Here is a 16,857-nt window from a genome sequence, read left to right as displayed (position 1 = left end):
TTTTAATAGTATCTATCTAACTTTTAAATGGTATTTTTTCTTTGAGCTACTTCAAACTATCTGTCATATCACTAAATTAAGGTATAACCACCTTAATACACAAGAGAAACAGAAATGCGTGAAGAGAAGGATTTATTAGGAACTTTAATGGTGCCAGATGAAGCTTACTACGGTATTCAAACACAACGTGCGGTGCTGAATTTCTCAGTGTCGGGCAAAACAGCAGGAGAAATCCCACACTTTTTATGGTCTATCGCCGCAATCAAGCAAGCGGCAGCACAGGCGAACAGACAAATTGGTGCGCTGGATCAGCAGAAAGCGTCGGCCATCGTTACAGCATTGAAGGAGGTAATGGCCGGTGATTTTGATGCCCATTTCCCCATTGATGTTTTTCAGGGAGGCGGCGGTACTTCAACCAACATGAACATGAATGAAGTGGTCGCAAACCGTGCTAATGAGCTAATTACCGGCAAACGTGGATATGATGAGATTCACCCGAATACCCACGTTAATATGGGACAGTCAACGAATGACGTCATCCCTGCGGCGATGAAAATGACCAGCCGCATGAATATAGATCAGTTGTTAGTCCAATTGGAAAAACTGGAAGCAGTGTTAACAGAAAAAAGTTGCCTGTTTGCTGACAAGGTGAAGTTAGGGAGAACCTGCTTGCAAGATGCAGTGCCGATGACGTTTGGCCAGCAATTTGGCGCTTATCGCACGCAGGTAAGCAGACTTAAAGCAAAAATGGTGGAAGTCAGAGAAGAAGCATTATTTTTACCGTTGGGAGCGACAGCTATAGGTACGGGATTGTCCACTCACGAAGGATATATCCCGGCAGTTTATCAGTGGCTGGAAATTATTACTGGTGATAAATATACCCCGGAAGCAGATTTCTTTGATGGTCTCCAACACGGTGACTTTTATATTGAATTTTCCGCACAGCTTAAAAAAATAGCTGCGTTTCTCTCCAAAATGGCTACCGATTTTCGTATTCAGGGTTCAGGGCCAAGAGCTGGCTTTAATGAAATTATTGTCCCTGCGGTGCAACCGGGCTCTTCAATTATGCCAGGCAAAATTAATCCTGTAATGCCCGAACTGATAAATCAAATTGCGTATCAGGTGATTGGCAATGACCTAACTGTGACGATGGCTGTTGAGGGTGGTGAACTTGATCTGAACGTGTGGGAACCGGTGCTGTTGAAAGCGCTCTTTGAATCCTGCTCGTTATTGACTAAAGGGATACCTTTATTTATTGACAAGTGCCTGAAGGATATCGCGATCAATGAAGAAGTGAGCGCTCGTTATGCAGAGGAAAGTACAGCGCTTGCGACCATTATCGCAACACTGTTTGGCTATCAGGTTGGCTCTCGAATTGCCAAGGCTGCGTTTCAGCAACGGACCAGTGTAAAGCAGGTCGTGTTAGCAGAAAAGCTGCTGACGCCAGTACAGGCAGATTATTTGCTTGATCCAATGAATATGACCGATCCACAAAAAAGTACAGCAGTGATTAAACGCTATCAAAAAGAAATGAATATTTCGTAGTTTATCAATTAAATAAATAATCAGTTTTAACCGGGGGTAATGAATATTTATATTCATTACCTAACCATCCCTTTTGTAAGAATTATAAATAAAAACAGGTCAATTTTATGGTGATGTTACATATCGTGTTATTGCTGGGAACTATCATGCTTGCCGCCCGTTGGGGGGGAATTGGCGTAGGGTTTGCTGGCGGGATCGGATTAGCAATTTCAGTTTTTATTTTTGATGTTCCGGCTGGTGCTCCACCTGTCGACGTCATGCTCATTATTCTGTCTACTATTGTTGCGCTCTCTGCAATGCAACAGGCTGGTGGAATGGATTATTTAGTAACTCTGACAGAGAAATTATTACGCAATAACCCAGGTTACCTAAATATTCTCGCGCCAACAGTGACCTTTATCCTGACTGTACTTTCCGGTACGGGATATACCGCCATGTCGGTCATGAATGTGATTCAGGAAGTTGCAAAAGATAACGGCATTAGACCCAGCCAACCATTAAGCTCTGCCGTTGTAGCTTCACAGCTAGGTATTACAGCCTCACCAATCTCTGCAGCCACGGCAATTATGTATGGCACCGTGGAGATAATGGGAGTCAGTTTTGGTGATGCTATGTTGATTGTTTTTCCCACCGCTTTTTTTGCTATGTTGGTCGCAGCTTTCATCGCCAGCAGACAAGGTGAAAGTCTGGCTAACGATCCCGTTTGCCAAAAAACCATGCAGGAAAATAAAGTCGTTATAAATAAACACATCAGCTGTAAAATCCCCGCCAGTGCTAAATCCTCGGTAGTAATATTCCTGGTAGGTGTTGTATTTGTTGTTTGCATGTTGATGTTTAAATCGGTTATCGGACATACAATTAACTCCCGTGATTTAATAATTATTACCATGTTTATAGTTTCCACGCTAATTATTTTTATCTGTAAACTAGATATGAAAGAACTGAAGAACTCACCTATATTTAAATCTGGTGCTGAATCACTGGTTGTGGTGTTAGGTATTGTATGGTTAAGCAGCACACTTATTGGCGCCCATATCGACGAGATAAAAATACAAGCTAGTGATATGTTACGTATGTATCCAGGACTACTGGCGGTAGTTTTTTTCTGTACCAGCGCAATGTTGTTCAGCCAGGGCGCTACATGTGCTTTATTAATGCCCATTGCTGCTTCTATTGGCATTAGCGCTGACGCAATATTAGCTAGTTTCGTCGCTGTTAGTGCGCTTTATCTCACTAATATTTACCCAACAACTGCATTTGCAATTGCAACTGATGATACAGGCTCTTTTTTAAGTAATCGGTGGAATGGATCTAAGATAATTAATCATCCATTCTTTTTGCCAGGCTGCATTTCTATATTGACTGCAGTCCCAGTAGGTTTCGCTTTGGCAAAAGTTATTCTTTAATTTATAACATTACTAAGTAAGTATAGGAAATAGTAAGAAACAACCCAAAATATGTTGTCATTCACAGATAAATGACAATTCATTTCTTGCAAAACTATCAAAAACAACGTCCGCTCCAGGCAAGAATGGAGCTGAATATTAACGAACATCCACCAGTAATAACCGCAAAAAAAATTGAGGTATATCTAACTGAAACCTGACGGTATAACTACCATCTGACCATCCAACCTCCCCCAAACTACTGCGGGGGTTTGATAACTTATTTTGATAACCTTTGGCAGCCTAACCCAAAACAACGGGAGCGTTACGCTCCCGTTAGTAAATTTAACAAATTATCGCATTACATGTTTTTCGATGATCGCGTCACCAAACTCGAACATTTCAGCAGCTTAGCTGCCGTCCATCAGACATTCGAAATTATAGGTTATAGATTTCGCGTTAATCGCGCCTTCCATATCCTTAACGATCAGGTCAGCCACTTCTACCCATATGTCGGTGAAGTAGTTAGATTGTTCAATCACAACAATATGATATTAAAGTATAATTTAACCAATTTTCATATATCTCACTGACTATTGGGACTCTCATAACCCACTGATGATCAATATATGTTTTAGGGTTTTGATAACCGTTTTTGGGTAAATACAACCACCGACCATTCAAAATGGTAACCGCTAATGGCAACTCTCAATGCCTACCATGCTAAAGCCATACAGCCGTATAGATCCGCTATGAGCGAGAAGCATACGTTGAATAAAGTCCTATCGGGGGATATAAGTTACTTCTGGTAAGTACGACTTACTTGAAGTGTTTTTACTGGCATCAATCCCCGTAGGTATGAGTTTGTCTTTGTACGAATCAAAACTCATAAATGACGAGTACGAAAACTGGTTAGGCCGTAATCAATACGACACCTGCATCCTGCATCGCTGTGAGGGCCGCCTCTTGATCCATTATTTGCTCTGGCAACATAAAACCGGTCAATGGGCTTTTCAGTAGCGCTTCGATGACGATAGTAACGCCAAGGGCTGTGAAATGCGCCTGTCCTTGTGGGTCTGAAGCGATAATTCGTTTGGACTCTGAAGCGCCTGACACGTTAACACCCTGTATATCAACATACAGTTCTACCGACGCTTGAGTGGCATTTCTCTTACCCTCTGAAGTCCCCACGGCGACATCCAGCCTGATATTGTCAGCACGAGTCATTGCCGCAATAGCGCTGACATCCAGGATACCAAACGGCGTAGTCTCGACACATTCACCACTGATAAGGCAAATGTTACTCTGCTCAGCGGTATAACCCCAGATACCATCTTCCCGTACAAATGCAGGAGCTATCGCCTGATTAAGCTCTTTTTCAGTGACTTTACCTATAGGATCTTCTGGGTCGTGCACTGCGGTCAGCTGTACACGTTTAACAGAATTAAACTGGCTGGCAAGTTTATCAACCAGCGGTAAAAACATTCCCGCCTCATAGTAACCTAATGGTACGATCGGCGAAGTCGCATGATGGAGCAGCGCCATGTTCAGTAGAGGTGCATAGCCGTCGGCAGTCCCTACCGTAATATCAATAAAAGCAATATTGTTGCGAATAGCGTATTCACCTAGCGTATGTTTTGGATCGGGTACGGCGCTGATAATAAGCTGTGAAGTCGATACAAGCGGCGGAAGCTCCCCGCTCATCAAATCAAGACAAACAGTCATGGCGTTTCCCAACTGGGCCGCAAGTTTTTCGCCATTTTGCGGCGAGCGGCCTGCCAGGATTAATTTCGCATCCGGAAAACGCGTCCGCAGCTGGGTGGCCAGATTACTGCCTATCATCCCATATCCGCCGGCAATAAAAATCTGCTGTGTCAGTTTGAAATTCATCATATTTCCTCATTTAACGTTGCTGATGAGGTGACTTTAGAACACAAATAAACTTTAATTAAGCTCATTAATTTTTATGAGTTAGTGAGTTTAAATCAGCAATGAATGTTAAAATTTCCGATTTTGAACCCTTTATCGCAGTAGCAACTTTTCGTAGTTTCCGGTTGGCAGCAGAAGCCGCAGGCGTGACATCTTCGGCAATGAGTCATTCGATCCGCCAGCTCGAGGAACGATTAAAGGTACGATTATTTAATCGCACGACTCGCAGCGTATCTCTAACGGATGCCGGGCATAAATTATTTGAATCGCTTTCCCCACTTTTCAATCATGCGATGGATGCCATTGAAGCAATAAATGATTATCGTGCCACACCCATAGGCACGCTACGCATTAACGCGGTCAGGTTGGGGGGGCGTTACCGACTCGCCCCTTTGGTTGCTGGGTTTAACAAGGACTATCCCGACGTCAGAGTGGAAATAATTCAGGACGATAATCTGGTTGATATTGTGAGTAGTGAATACGACGCCGGAGTGAGGCTGAGTGATATCATCGAAAAAGACATGATTTCTATCCCACTTGGTCAGCCTGTTCGTTACGCCGTTGTGGCAAGCCCAGAATACCTCCAAACGCATACCAGCCCAAAGCAGCCTCAGGATCTTCTGAATCACTCCTGTATCCAGTTTCGCTATCCTGGTGGGCGCAGCTATCAGTGGCAATTTGGTCGAGATAACGAGCGCATTGAGATTAATGTGAAGGGAATGCTTGAGGTAAATGACCTCGATGTTGCACTAAGTCTCGCACTGAATGGCGCTGGTATCAGCTACGTGTTGTATGAAATGGCTGAACCCCATATACACAGTCGCAAACTCGTTTCATTACTTGAGGATTGGCTGACAGATCTTCCCGGCTTCTATCTTTATTATTCCAATCGAAAATATGCCTCCGCAGCATTTCAGGCTTTTGTTGAGTATATAAAAAATCATCACTAATACCTGCAACGTCAGGGGAATGCCCGTAATAAGTACTCCTCGTTTTATAGAACATATGAATGTCATTAACGTCCGCACCTGGCACAGAACGGACCTAAATATTAACAGGCGTCCACCAGAAATAATAAAAAGCTGAGGAATGCCTAATGGGAACCTGGCAGTAAAACCGCCATCTGACCGAGCAGCCTACCCCAAACTACCAGGGGGTTTTGATAACTTTTTTTGATAAAATTTTGATAACCGTTAGCAGCCTAACAAAAAACAACGGGAGCGTTACGCTCCCGTTAATGAATTTAACAAATTACCGCATTACATGTTTTCGATGATTGCGTCACCAAACTCTGAACATTTCAGCAGCTTAGCGCCGTCCATCAGACGTTCGAAGTCATAGGTCACGGTCTTGGCGTTAATCGCGCCTTCCATACCTTTAACGATCAGGTCGGCCGCTTCTACCCAACCCATGTGGCGCAGCATTACATTGCTAAAATCATAACAACCATTTGATAAAGTTGAAATTATCATGCTTTCTACTATCAAAAACAGACATTAACATCCTTTTACAACTCATTGATTATCAAAACTTTGATTTTAGTTTTGGGGAAGAGTTTTTCACCAAGAATTCAAGTTTTTCACGCCAGAGCATTCAACACGCTACCGCTTTTAGCAAACCTCGATGGTAAAGCTTTTACTACCGCTGAGGTCTGCTCTGAGCGAGAAACGGAAGTCATGCCATTATTCGTTGAAACAGCTTGTCTGGAAACGTGTATGCTTCCTGTCTACTCCAAAGTTAAAGGGGCGTATATGCCACTTACGTCAGGAATACCTCAGTTGTCATATGTTGCAGAAGGAAAAGGGCCACTGGTTATAATGCTTCACGGTCTGTTGATGGAGGGAAAATCATGGTTAGAAAATGGATTTAGTTCTTTTTTTAGCCCATTTTCCCACGTTGTTTGCCCAGACCTTTTAGGCCATGGTGAAAGCGAAAAATCACGGGTGGAGGAGTTATATACACAACAAAATCAGGCATTATCCATCGTAAAAATTATGGACGATTTGGGTTATGAAAAAGCGAACGTCATAGGTTATTCCTCTGGCGCATGGGTTGGATTAGGATTGCTGAATCATTATTCAGAACGGCTTAACTCAATTGTATTAGGTGGATGGGACTTCATGAATGGCCTTCCGGATACACCTGAAGGCAAACTTAGTTTTGATATGTTTATGTCTTATGCAAGAAGCACAGCACCAGAGCTTACCTCTAGGATTTCGCTGGAGGCTCAAGAAAGTGCGCGATGCTTTTTCAATGAACTAAGAAAATATCGCAGAAAAAAAGAAGGTTTATTTCCTTATAAAACACCAATACTGATTTGGGGTGGTGCCAGCGACCCTTATTACGCATCTATGGTTGAGACAGCACAACAACATGGTTTATCGATGATCACTGGAAAGGGAGATCATTTGAGTGAATTGAGCAATCCTGATAAATCATCAATACATGAAATTTTTAGATTTATTGAATCTCATGAGTCCTCAAAATCACCTGTCACTTGTTCATCAAAATGTAAATCACGGTAATACCGCCAAAGTCCGCTCCTGGCACGAAGCGGGCAAGCTAACTGAGTTGAAGGTCCGCTGTGAGCGAGAAGCGGACCTTCGCACACATGACACCACTGTCTGATAGAAATCAGAATCTCAATTAACCGCCTTCCTGATGAGTCTCAGAGAGAATGCATTCAGAACGTTATCATGCCCAAAAATATCCAGGACACCTTCTACGATCAACTCTCGACTCACCCTCTGCCAGCGCACATCGGCTAAATATGGAAGAACGCAATGACAGCTCGATTAAAATAGGTTCGTACTGGCTGTTAAACCGAAGATACGTCCTGATGTTCAGCAATTGAATTCCGGAGGTAGCGGGTCGGCGTTGTCCCCGTATATTGGCGGAAGAAGACAATAAAGGCACTGTCACTGACAAAATCAAGCTGCTGTGCAACCTGACTTAGCGACCAACCGGCACACAACATTTCCATCGCTTTCAGCAGCCTCCACTGTTGCCTCCAGCTCTGATAACTCATTCCCGTTTCCCGGATAAATATACGGCTTATCGTGCGTTCACATGCACCGACCTTCTGGACTAACTGGCCCAGCCGTGGGGGTAATTCGCCTTTGCGGACCGTGTCCAGCCAGGTATTAAGTCGACTATCTGAAGGAAACCATAACGTCCAGTTTTCACGTTGAGCATTTTTAATTTCTTCACAGAAAACAGTGATTAGACTGCTTTGTCGTTCTGCGGGCATTCCCCATTGCCAGAATGCCATCCGCTCGATCACCTCAAAGAACAGGGGATTAACTTCTACAATCTGCAGGGGAAATGCCGATAGCGGTAAGCTATTTGAAAAGTAAAGAGAACGATAGGCCATTGAACCATTCATAATGGCACGATGAACCGTGCCGGCAGGAATCCAGGCAGCACGCCGGGGTGGGAGCAGGCAAAGGGTATTATCCAGCTCAATTGTGATACTTCCCGCGGCCGAAAAAAGTAACTGATGACGAAGATGGCTATGCATCCCTGAATCATGTATCCCCATATCGGATGCGATTCCGATAACCGGTTCATCGTACTGATCCGGATCGAAAGAATCTTCAGGGCTTATCTTCATTTTTTATGTCCGATTTTAAATATATACAGTCCTTATAATGATAAGGTGACAAGAAAATTTCCACAATAATAGCCGCATGTTCTGCTTATTTAAGGGATTAATGTTATGAATACCAATAAGCAGCCACCGTTGTGGCTACTGACAATACTGATTATGTTTCCCCAACTGGTGGAAACCATATACAGCCCTGCATTGCCTGACATCGCCCGTGCTTTTCAGGTAGGCAGTGAACGTGCCGCGCAGACACTTTCAGTCTATTTTGTCGCGTTTGCCGTCGGCGTTGCACTCTGGGGCTGGCTAAGCGACCGTATTGGTCGGCGACCGGCGATGATGGCCGGACTTCTGTGCTACGGGACCGGTTCCGCACTGGCGCTTGTAACTCCAGACTTTAGTGTTTTACTCCTGGCTCGCATGGTGGCGGCCATGGGGGCAGCTGCCGGGTCCGTTGGCGTTCAGACCATGATACGGGATAGTTACGAATCAACGGCCTTACCCCGTGTCTTTTCCGTAACGGGAGCGGCGCTGGCCATAAGCCCGGCTTTCCGTCTGGTAAGTGGAGGTCGCCTGGTTATCCTGGACGGACGTCCAGGCGTGTTCGTTGCGCTGGTGACACTGGCCCTGGCGCTGCTGACACTGATCGCATTACTGCTGCCTGAAACGCGGTCGGAAAATACTTCCAGTGCCCGTTTTGGCGGGCTGGGTTACCGAATGGCGGGTGATGGAAGGCTGTGGAAAAATGCAATGCTTGTTGCGCTGCTCAATACGATGCTTTTCAGTTACTACAGCCTGGCACCGTTTCTTTTCGGGCAACTGGGCTGGAGTCCCCGTGCTTTCGGATGGACGGGGATTTTACTGGCTTTAGCTTCCCTGTCGGGCAGCCTCTGGAACCGGAAACTGTTGTCTATCGGTTTGTCACCAGAAAAACTGGTGAAGAATGCCTGCCTGCTGGCCCTGTTATCCGGTATCGCAGCATGGATATTACAGCATTCTGTCTGGATCCTTTTGCCGATGGCCGGGATTGTGGTTGCCTATGGCATCGCGATTCCAAACGTGCTCAGCCAGGCCCTGAGCCAATACCGTGAACAGGCCGGAGCGGCCGGAGCGTTGTTTGGATTAGTCTACTATATGTTGCTGGGAATGATGTTGGGACTTGCCGGTATCGTGCAACAACTGGGATTGGTTCTGACCGCTTGTGCAGTAATAGCCTGGTTTTGCAGCCTTTCACGCCACTAAGCCTGCTGGCTTTAATATTGACCCGGGAACCTGTTAGAGAATGGGTTCCCGGTGCAATACTGAATGGTTTACGCCAACTGCAGTCCGGTCAGCTAAGAACTACTTTTAGCAATTATTGCTTCCTTGAGCCAGTAATGTCCGCTTCTGGCACTTAACAGCCCTTAAGACGGTAACTGGCCGTCATGGGGTGTCGGGGGTCGGAGGTTCAAATCCTCTCGTGCCGACCAAAAACTCCTTTAAGAACCAGCCTTTACGGCTGGTTTTTTTATGCCTGTCTTTTGCACGGGGAAACTTTGGGGAATTACTGGGGAGAAACCCCGCCCAAATTAGAATTCACCTGGCAGGATAACAGCTGTGTGTAGTCGATGATGAAAAGACAGGGTCTGGTGACATCAACAGACCCCGTAATTACACAGCAATGCATATTGGATACGCTTTATCCCTAGCGAGTGGGTAACTTTATAGTCATTACAAAGATGGTTGTCATCAAATCTTTGTGATTGATATCTAATATTTTTAACTTAAATGCCAACAAAGTAATGAGTGGTTAAATAGCCACCAAACAAGCATAATTATCCTTCCCCATGGATATGTTTTTATCTACATCACCGGGCAGTCATCAAACTCCGCGCTCCTGGCATCATTAATGATGTACGTGATCACTCCGAATATAGCGGGTGCAGAACTGTAACCGTCATCATCTACTGGCAGTGCCTCCCTTCTCCCGTTATCCAGATTAACCAGGTGGGGCTGAGGATGAGTCCGATATCGCTTGATCCTGAATTCTCTGTCTATCGCGCATATCAGCAGCGAGCCATCACAGGGAGAAAGTGACGCATCAACAACCAGTAGCGCCCCCTGAATTATCCCTTCCCTGAAATGTGAACGCGATGCCCGCATGAAATAAGTCGCTGCGGGCTGGCTGATTAGCTGCTGATCAAGGGAGATCCTTGTTTCAACGTAATCTGCCGCAGGTGAAGGAAAGCCCATGGCTATAGTCCTCCGTTTGGATTGAACAGCTGAAAGGTACGGTTCTCGCCTTCCTGCGTTGATACATCGCGGAATGTTGTCACATACCACTCGATCCATTCATTGGCCTGCTTCATCGTCCAGTTCCAGTTAACCTTGCTCAGTTCCTGGACAAACCGCTGTGTGGTGACGGTCTTCCGGCCATTAGGTTCCTGCTGTATCGAAGCATGCCAGGCCATTTCAATATCGCTGCGTCGTGGCATCAATTAACCCCTCTTGAATACCGGATAAAAACACAGTATAAATACTGTATATTCATCCAGTAAAGAGGCTAAAAGCAATGTTCGTGGAACTCGTTTATGACAAAAGGAATTTTGATGGTTTGCCCGGAGCAAAAGATATCATTCTGGGAGAATTGACTAAGAGGGTTCACCGGATCTTCCCCGATGCTGATGTTCGGGTTAAACCGATGATGACACTACCGGCGATCAATACTGACGCCAGCAAGCATGAGAAGGAACAGATAAGCCGTACTGTTCAGGAAATGTTTGAAGAGGCTGATATGTGGCTGGTTTCAGATTAAACGCCTTGAACCGTCATATTGCTTAAGTACAATCCGCCGTGACTGGCAATCATTCAATACTCGCACTATCGAACGTTCGCCAGTCGGCCGCAATCATGCTCTTGCATACGGTGTGGTTGCGGCAACTCTCGTTACGGTTCACCATCAATTGGCCAGCTAGGTCATCTTTAATGATTTCCGTTATTACTCCAAATATCGGTAAAGGAATACTGCTTTATATGATTCAGCAACCTATGGTTATCATATATTTGAATAAAGCAATAGTTTCAAGAAAAATAATACCAATAAAAACCATTGGCCATTGAATAATTTTTTGCAACAACCAGTTATTTTGTATATCCGTTGCTTATCAGTTTAAATATCACATGATGCTTCCCGCCTCATGTTGATACTGATAGAATGTTCCCATGTGACTGATATCAAAAAAAATATGTATTCAACATTCTTGTAGTTATTGGATAGGTATAAAACACGGATTGCTTAAAAATGAACTCATCTATTACCATTGTTACAGCATTTTTCGATATAGGACGAGGAGACTGGACGAGTAATAAAGGTTTCTCTCCTCACTTAGAGAGAACAGCTGATACCTATATTCAGTACTTTGAAAATCTGTCTGAATTGGATAATGACATGGTCATTTTCACATCCAGTGAACTTAAACCCAAAATTGAAGAAATTAGAAATGGAAAAAACACTGTTGTAGTGGTTTTAGATATTAATAAAAAATTTCAACACATCAAAAAAAGAATTGCGCGGATTCAAAAAAATAACGAGTTCATAAGCAAACTTGAAACTCGCCAGTTGATAAACCCCGAATACTGGTCCCCTGACTATGCACTGGTTTGCAATCTGAAAACATATTTTGTAAACAGAGCTATAGAGTTAAATCTTGTGAATGATGATATGGTTGCATGGGTTGACTTTGGTTACTGTCGTAGTGCAGACGTAACCAGAGGGTTATCTCGATGGGACTATCCTTTTGACCGAAACAAAGTAAATTTCTTTACAGTTAAAAAAGGCTTGACCGTCAAAACTATCCATCAGGTTTTTGACCACATGATTAACAATCGCTCCTATATTATTGGTGGAGCTATTGTAGCAACACAAAAGAAATGGAAAGAGTTTTACAAACTGGTTTGTCAGTGCCAAATAAAAACACTCAGAAATAATATAGTTGATGACGATCAGGGTGTTTTTATAATGTGCTATCATTACAACCCTAATTTAATAAAACTAAATTACCTGGGTAAAAACCGCTGGTTTAATCTGTTTAAACTATTCGGAAGGAAAGATTTAATTACTTTATTAAGAAGATTAAAAGTCTCTCTTATAGGTAAATAATTTTTAATTGAGGTATGAACAATGCCGATTCTAATCAGCCCCGGCATTGTTTTGCTTAAGTCTGTTATATGGGCAATGGAGATTCAGGCCAGATGATGTTTTGAGCATCCTCGGGGTTAATTCGGTTAAGCATTACACGATACTTTTTCCATGCAATAAGTGCTTTCGATTCGTCTTCCGTCGCCATGTCCAGATCAACTGCATCCTGGAGAGGAGCAATAGCAGATGTTGCAATCATCAACAGGTTTGCTTTTTCCTGCGCAGCCTGTCCCTGAAAAAATGCTTTTTCCGCCTCTGCATCATGAACCCATTGTGTGCCGTCCCATTTAACATATCCCCCTTCGGGAGCCACTGATACAACATTATCAGGCAGGGACCCCAGCGTCTCAATAACAGTGGGTCTACCTGTGCTGATGTCATAAACGGTTTCTCCCCGGTGGTCTTCTACTTGCGACCATTTATTGGTCTGAATATCGAAAACAGCCACGAACCCCGCCTTCACTTTTGGCGGTGCTATATCGGTACTATATGCAGGTAAGCCCGTATTAGCCGGAATAAACCCATCCCCCTTACCAATAAACTCATTTGTTGCTGATGAAAGGTTGTAAATAGTAATAACGCGGTTGGTATCGGTCATTTTAAAAGCCATTATGCAAGCCTCACTAAATAATTAAATGCAGTATTTTTTACAGTGTTTTCAGCCTGACCAGATGGTGAAACCGTCACACCGTGGCTGTGCGCGCCAATGTAAACAGAGTGTGCATGCGCTCCAATACCCACCACGTGATCATGTGCGCCAATTCCTACGGCGTGAGCATGGTCGCCAACGCCACCAACAGCTCCCCAGTTTGTTCTGTCAGAGCCAGTATTGGACATTGCAACGACATCCCCTGCCTGACCGAACTGCGTTCTACCGGATATAGGGTGATTGTGAGCCCCCGCGCCGGTTGTTGATTTAGTACCGTAGTCAAAAACTGATACCGATTTGGTGCCATAATCAAACCCGGTTGTATCCCTGCTTCCGAGATCGGTACTTGCGATCGTTGCACCGTGATCGTGCCACTTAATACCATCCTGTTCTTGTGTTAATACCCCTCTACCTGTTGGGTTGCCTTTTATCGTCTGACCACGCATATCAGGAATAACCCCCGCAGGATATGCCACAGCAAGTAATGGATAGGCAGATTTATCAAACGATTGGCCCTGCATAAGCGCATGGTTAGCAGGCGGTATATCCGAAGGCCATGGAATGGGAGCTCCTACAGGGTAATACTCATAAGGAGGATTTGCCGTGTTAAAATCACGCCTCCAGATCGCTGGATAACCCTCACCATGATTAACATAAGTAAACTGAGCATTTACAACGCCAGTCGTTGAGGATGTCGGTGTGGTGACACGAATAGTCATCGCAAGCCGAACCCCCATGACCTCTACTACTGCCCCTGCTAACTGAATATTCCCACATCCCGTATCAGTGATAGTTCTGTTATCACCATAAGACCAGGAACCTTTGCACATCCAGTACGGATGATTAAATGCCCCCTGCGATTCAAGCCAGGCGATAAACTCCGCCGTCGTCCAGTCACCGCCCCCGCCAATGCTTACAGAGCCGCTAAATGCCCGCGCCCCACCAATATTACGAACGAACCAGTCAGGTTGAGGTATATCCCCGCCGTTCTGGTCTTTTTGAAGCGATCCCGCAGCGCGATTTATGGTTTCTACTAAACCAAGGTTTTGTAGAAATAATGCGACATTAGGAATATCACTGCCGTTCCGGTCTTTAGCCAGTCGCGCATTCGCATTATCCATTGCGATCTTAACTGCTGCCGGGGTGGAAGCCTGCGTTTCACTGGTGCTGTTCACAGTGCTGTTAAGTTGAACCAGCCCTCTTTGTTGTGTAGTGCCATCGAGGACACCAATCGACTCACGCGATGTTTTTTGTGCTTCCGCGCCACGCGCTTTTATCTCTTTCAGGTTCTGGTCAATGCGCAGGAATAAGCCATCACCTGTTGCAACATTCAGCGTGATATTTGAGGTGTCTGATACCGCCAGGCGAAACTGCATATTAACGCTGACACCGCCAACAGGCTTATCGATCGATGGGCAGTTTGCCACCGCGTAGAGCTCCCCGGCGTCAGTCATTAAACCGACTTCGCGAACGGTGAATCCGCCAATCCCGGTCGACAGGACGATTTTCGCCATTAACTGCGTGGACTGTTCCGGGGACACCACCAGCTCGGCAATATCGCCCCGGTACGTTTCATTGATCAACCGGATTTGTGCCGGATCTGGCTTGACCTGCTTGCCATTACTGTCACCCACCACAAAGTGAGTCAGTACAATCAGGCGACCACTGGCCAGCGCCTCCGCCTCCAGTTCTTTACCCCGGTTAGTGATAATTGAGTAGTAATCAGCCATGAGATTCCCCGGCAAAAATGTCCACATCGATATGCGCTGTTGTCGCACCCGAAATATAAAAAGCCCCGTCCATACCCACATTCGCCATCACATCAATTTTGCTCAGATAGCTGCGCAGGTTCTTGGCCCGATCGGTGAGCTGGCGGATCTGATGATAGAGAGCGTCGCTGACCCCCTCACTGCTCTGTACTTCGATCCGGAAGGTGTAAGGTTCAGCGCGCGGCGTGTCTTCCCACCACTCAACCACGGTCGTGGGCAGGTTCACAGACCCGAGAGAACGGCGTACCGCCCCGGCTGTTCCCCTGTGCTGATGCACATATGCGGCATCTTTTATCACCTGTCGCTTCTGCGCCTCCGTCCAGCCGTCATCCCAGAAATCAACGGCATGCTCCCAGGCCAGCCAGGGGAGAAGATGCGCCGGACAGGTGTCAGGATTTTTGGACTTGCGCACCATGTTGGTATCGAGAGTGGCGATTTGCTCAGCGCTGGCCTGCTCCTGCGCCCGCTCTTCATGAAATGCGCCAGGAGGAAGCAGAGATCGAAACTTAGCCGTCATTGCTGCTTACCTCCCTGCGGGTGACATTAATGGCGGTACACCACGGGGCTTTACCCGCTTCCGCTTCCAGATCTGCCACCGGAGAAATCAGCCTTACCCGGACCACGCCGGATTGCTGCAGCGCGGCATAAATAGCGGACAGCGGGACAACGGTTTTAATCCGATGAGAAAGCGTGGTGTATGATCGTAAAACATCGATGGCATTATTCAGCACCGTACTGGCGTCCGGTCCTTCCGGGATTTCCAGCTCCGCCGTAACGGCATAGTTTGCAATCGTGGCACTTTTTACCGTCACATAGTCAGTTAACGGGCGGATTTCATCTGCATTCAGTGTGCTGTTAACCTTATCAAGCAGGGGCTGTCCCGCTGTCCCATCCCCGGTACGTGACAGGACATAAACATCAACGTAGCCGGGCCGGTTATGGGTTTCCGGCCCATAGGCATCTGCATCCAGCACATCCGTATCGGCAGATTTCGCATGAAAACGGTATGCGTTACGCGCCCCTGCTGTATTCAGCTGCGCCCATGAAAGCTGGATACGTTCACGAAATGCCGCATCGTCTTCCAGTTCAGGCTCCACGGGCGGGATGGCAAGCGGATCACCGGGCTTAATCACCTGCCGTTTAACGTTGAATGCGGCACCTATCTGATCAAGGTCTGCCTCTTTTGCACTCGCGAGAAATACCGCCCGCACGGCATCATTAACCCGCTGAAAAGCCAGCGTCAGCTGGTAGGCATTCACCTCCCCCTGTTTAAACGTCGGATCGGATTCCACCAGCGCATCAAACTGCTTATCAAGTTCCCGCAGGCGCGCCAGCCACCGGGTGAAGATTTCAGTCGCATCTGGCACCACAATGGCATCCGGTACGTCCAGTTCGGACAGGTTGATCACGTCATAGCTGCTTGCCATAAATCGTTATGTCTCCCGTTCTGACAGGTAAATTGGTTTCCTTGTTGATCCCCTCGATATCCAGCACACAGCCGGACTCCCCTTCAGGAAAGGAAACAAGCACACGTGTTACCTTCAGCCGCGTCTCCCACCGGGCCAGTGCGGTCGCAGATGCGGCGATTATTTGTAGTCGGGTCAAATCATCCCGTGGGTTATCCACCAGCGAAAACAGATCACTGCCATAGTCACGGACAAGAACCCGGCTCCCGATGGGAGTGGTCAGAATGTCGCTGACGGACTGGCGCAAATGGGCGACGCCGGACAGGCGTTTCCCGGTCCGGTTGTTTACACCGTTCATGATTAAATTCCGTAGCTGAGTCGCCGGATGGCGGG

The 16,857-nt window shown here is 46.0% G+C and carries 13 protein-coding genes, 1 tRNA gene and 4 pseudogenes; 8 read left to right on the top strand and 10 right to left on the bottom strand.

The features are described from left to right. Positions 1 to 114 precede the first annotated feature (114 nt). Complete coding sequence (locus LG384_RS09470; protein WP_225760813.1) at positions 115 to 1,545, top strand: aspartate ammonia-lyase; 1,431 nt, start codon at positions 115 to 117, stop codon at positions 1,543 to 1,545. Between the two features lie 107 nt (positions 1,546 to 1,652). After that, positions 1,653 to 2,951 (top strand): anaerobic C4-dicarboxylate transporter, encoded by a 1,299-nt coding sequence (locus LG384_RS09465; protein WP_225760812.1) that lies wholly within the window; start codon positions 1,653 to 1,655, stop codon positions 2,949 to 2,951. Between the two features lie 332 nt (positions 2,952 to 3,283). Here LG384_RS09465 and LG384_RS23360 read toward each other — a convergent pair. Further along, positions 3,284 to 3,439: pseudogene (locus tag LG384_RS23360) on the bottom strand (NADP-dependent isocitrate dehydrogenase); the annotation flags it as partial. A gap of 403 nt (positions 3,440 to 3,842) precedes the next feature. Further along, complete coding sequence (locus tag LG384_RS09455; RefSeq protein ID WP_156184445.1) at positions 3,843 to 4,823, bottom strand: hypothetical protein; 981 nt, start codon at positions 4,821 to 4,823, stop codon at positions 3,843 to 3,845. Positions 4,824 to 4,921: 98 nt separating this feature from the next. Here LG384_RS09455 and LG384_RS09450 point away from each other — a divergent pair, with 98 nt between their 5' ends. Then, positions 4,922 to 5,809, top strand: a complete 888-nt coding sequence (locus LG384_RS09450; protein ID WP_045441863.1) for a LysR family transcriptional regulator — start codon at positions 4,922 to 4,924, stop codon at positions 5,807 to 5,809. 309 nt (positions 5,810 to 6,118) lie between these two features. On the opposite strand, the pseudogene LG384_RS09445 reads toward LG384_RS09450, so the two are convergent. Beyond that, a pseudogene (locus tag LG384_RS09445) lies at positions 6,119 to 6,292 on the bottom strand (isocitrate/isopropylmalate family dehydrogenase); the annotation flags it as partial. Positions 6,293 to 6,391: 99 nt separating this feature from the next. Here LG384_RS09445 and LG384_RS09440 point away from each other — a divergent pair. Continuing rightward, a complete protein-coding gene (locus tag LG384_RS09440) occupies positions 6,392 to 7,384 on the top strand; it encodes an alpha/beta fold hydrolase (protein WP_225760811.1) in 993 nt (330 codons plus the stop codon). A 293-nt stretch (positions 7,385 to 7,677) separates the two neighbouring features. On the opposite strand, the gene LG384_RS09435 is transcribed toward LG384_RS09440, so the two are convergent. Next, entirely contained in the window at positions 7,678 to 8,472 is a 795-nt protein-coding gene (locus LG384_RS09435; protein ID WP_225760810.1) for a helix-turn-helix transcriptional regulator, read from the bottom strand. A 105-nt stretch (positions 8,473 to 8,577) separates the two neighbouring features. Between LG384_RS09435 and LG384_RS09430 the strand changes: the two genes are divergently transcribed. Next, a complete protein-coding gene (locus tag LG384_RS09430; protein ID WP_225760809.1) occupies positions 8,578 to 9,705 on the top strand; it encodes an MFS transporter in 1,128 nt (375 codons plus the stop codon). 145 nt (positions 9,706 to 9,850) lie between these two features. Then, positions 9,851 to 9,932: transfer RNA gene (locus LG384_RS09425), tRNA-Pro, on the top strand. 373 nt (positions 9,933 to 10,305) lie between these two features. Here the strand turns inward: LG384_RS09425 and LG384_RS09420 are convergent. Continuing rightward, positions 10,306 to 10,811, bottom strand: a pseudogene (locus LG384_RS09420) (S24 family peptidase). Positions 10,812 to 10,841: 30 nt separating this feature from the next. On the opposite strand from LG384_RS09420, the pseudogene LG384_RS23355 reads away from it, so the two are divergent. Then, positions 10,842 to 11,257 (top strand): annotated as a pseudogene (locus LG384_RS23355) (DinI family protein). Between the two features lie 486 nt (positions 11,258 to 11,743). Further along, positions 11,744 to 12,601, top strand: a complete 858-nt coding sequence (gene yibB / locus LG384_RS09405; protein ID WP_225760808.1) for a protein YibB — start codon at positions 11,744 to 11,746, stop codon at positions 12,599 to 12,601. 64 nt (positions 12,602 to 12,665) lie between these two features. Here yibB and LG384_RS09400 read toward each other — a convergent pair whose 3' ends face one another. The 5 genes from LG384_RS09400 to LG384_RS09380 are packed head-to-tail and all read right to left on the bottom strand — an operon-like array spanning position 12,666 to position 16,822. Then, positions 12,666 to 13,250, bottom strand: a complete 585-nt coding sequence (locus tag LG384_RS09400) for a tail fiber assembly protein (protein WP_225760807.1) — start codon at positions 13,248 to 13,250, stop codon at positions 12,666 to 12,668. Continuing rightward, positions 13,250 to 15,019 carry a phage tail protein gene (locus tag LG384_RS09395; protein WP_225760806.1) on the bottom strand — a complete coding sequence of 590 codons (1,770 nt, stop codon included), beginning with the start codon at positions 15,017 to 15,019 and terminating at the stop codon, positions 13,250 to 13,252. Before LG384_RS09395 ends, LG384_RS09400 begins: the two co-directional genes overlap by 1 nt. Next, a complete protein-coding gene (locus tag LG384_RS09390; protein WP_057101676.1) occupies positions 15,012 to 15,575 on the bottom strand; it encodes a phage tail protein I in 564 nt (187 codons plus the stop codon). The genes LG384_RS09395 and LG384_RS09390 overlap by 8 nt, the downstream gene beginning before the upstream one ends. Further along, positions 15,565 to 16,485 carry a baseplate J/gp47 family protein gene (locus LG384_RS09385; protein ID WP_225760805.1) on the bottom strand — a complete coding sequence of 307 codons (921 nt, stop codon included), beginning with the start codon at positions 16,483 to 16,485 and terminating at the stop codon, positions 15,565 to 15,567. Before LG384_RS09385 ends, LG384_RS09390 begins: the two co-directional genes overlap by 11 nt. Beyond that, positions 16,469 to 16,822, bottom strand: a complete 354-nt coding sequence (locus LG384_RS09380; RefSeq protein WP_032943848.1) for a GPW/gp25 family protein — start codon at positions 16,820 to 16,822, stop codon at positions 16,469 to 16,471. The genes LG384_RS09385 and LG384_RS09380 overlap by 17 nt, the downstream gene beginning before the upstream one ends. Between the last annotated feature and the right edge of the window lie 35 nt (positions 16,823 to 16,857).

The sequence above is a fragment of the Citrobacter sp. Marseille-Q3906 genome (assembly GCF_916618775.1).
GTDB classification, from domain to species: Bacteria; Pseudomonadota; Gammaproteobacteria; order Enterobacterales; family Enterobacteriaceae; genus Citrobacter; species Citrobacter murliniae.
This window is presented reverse-complemented; position numbering and strand designations above follow the sequence as displayed.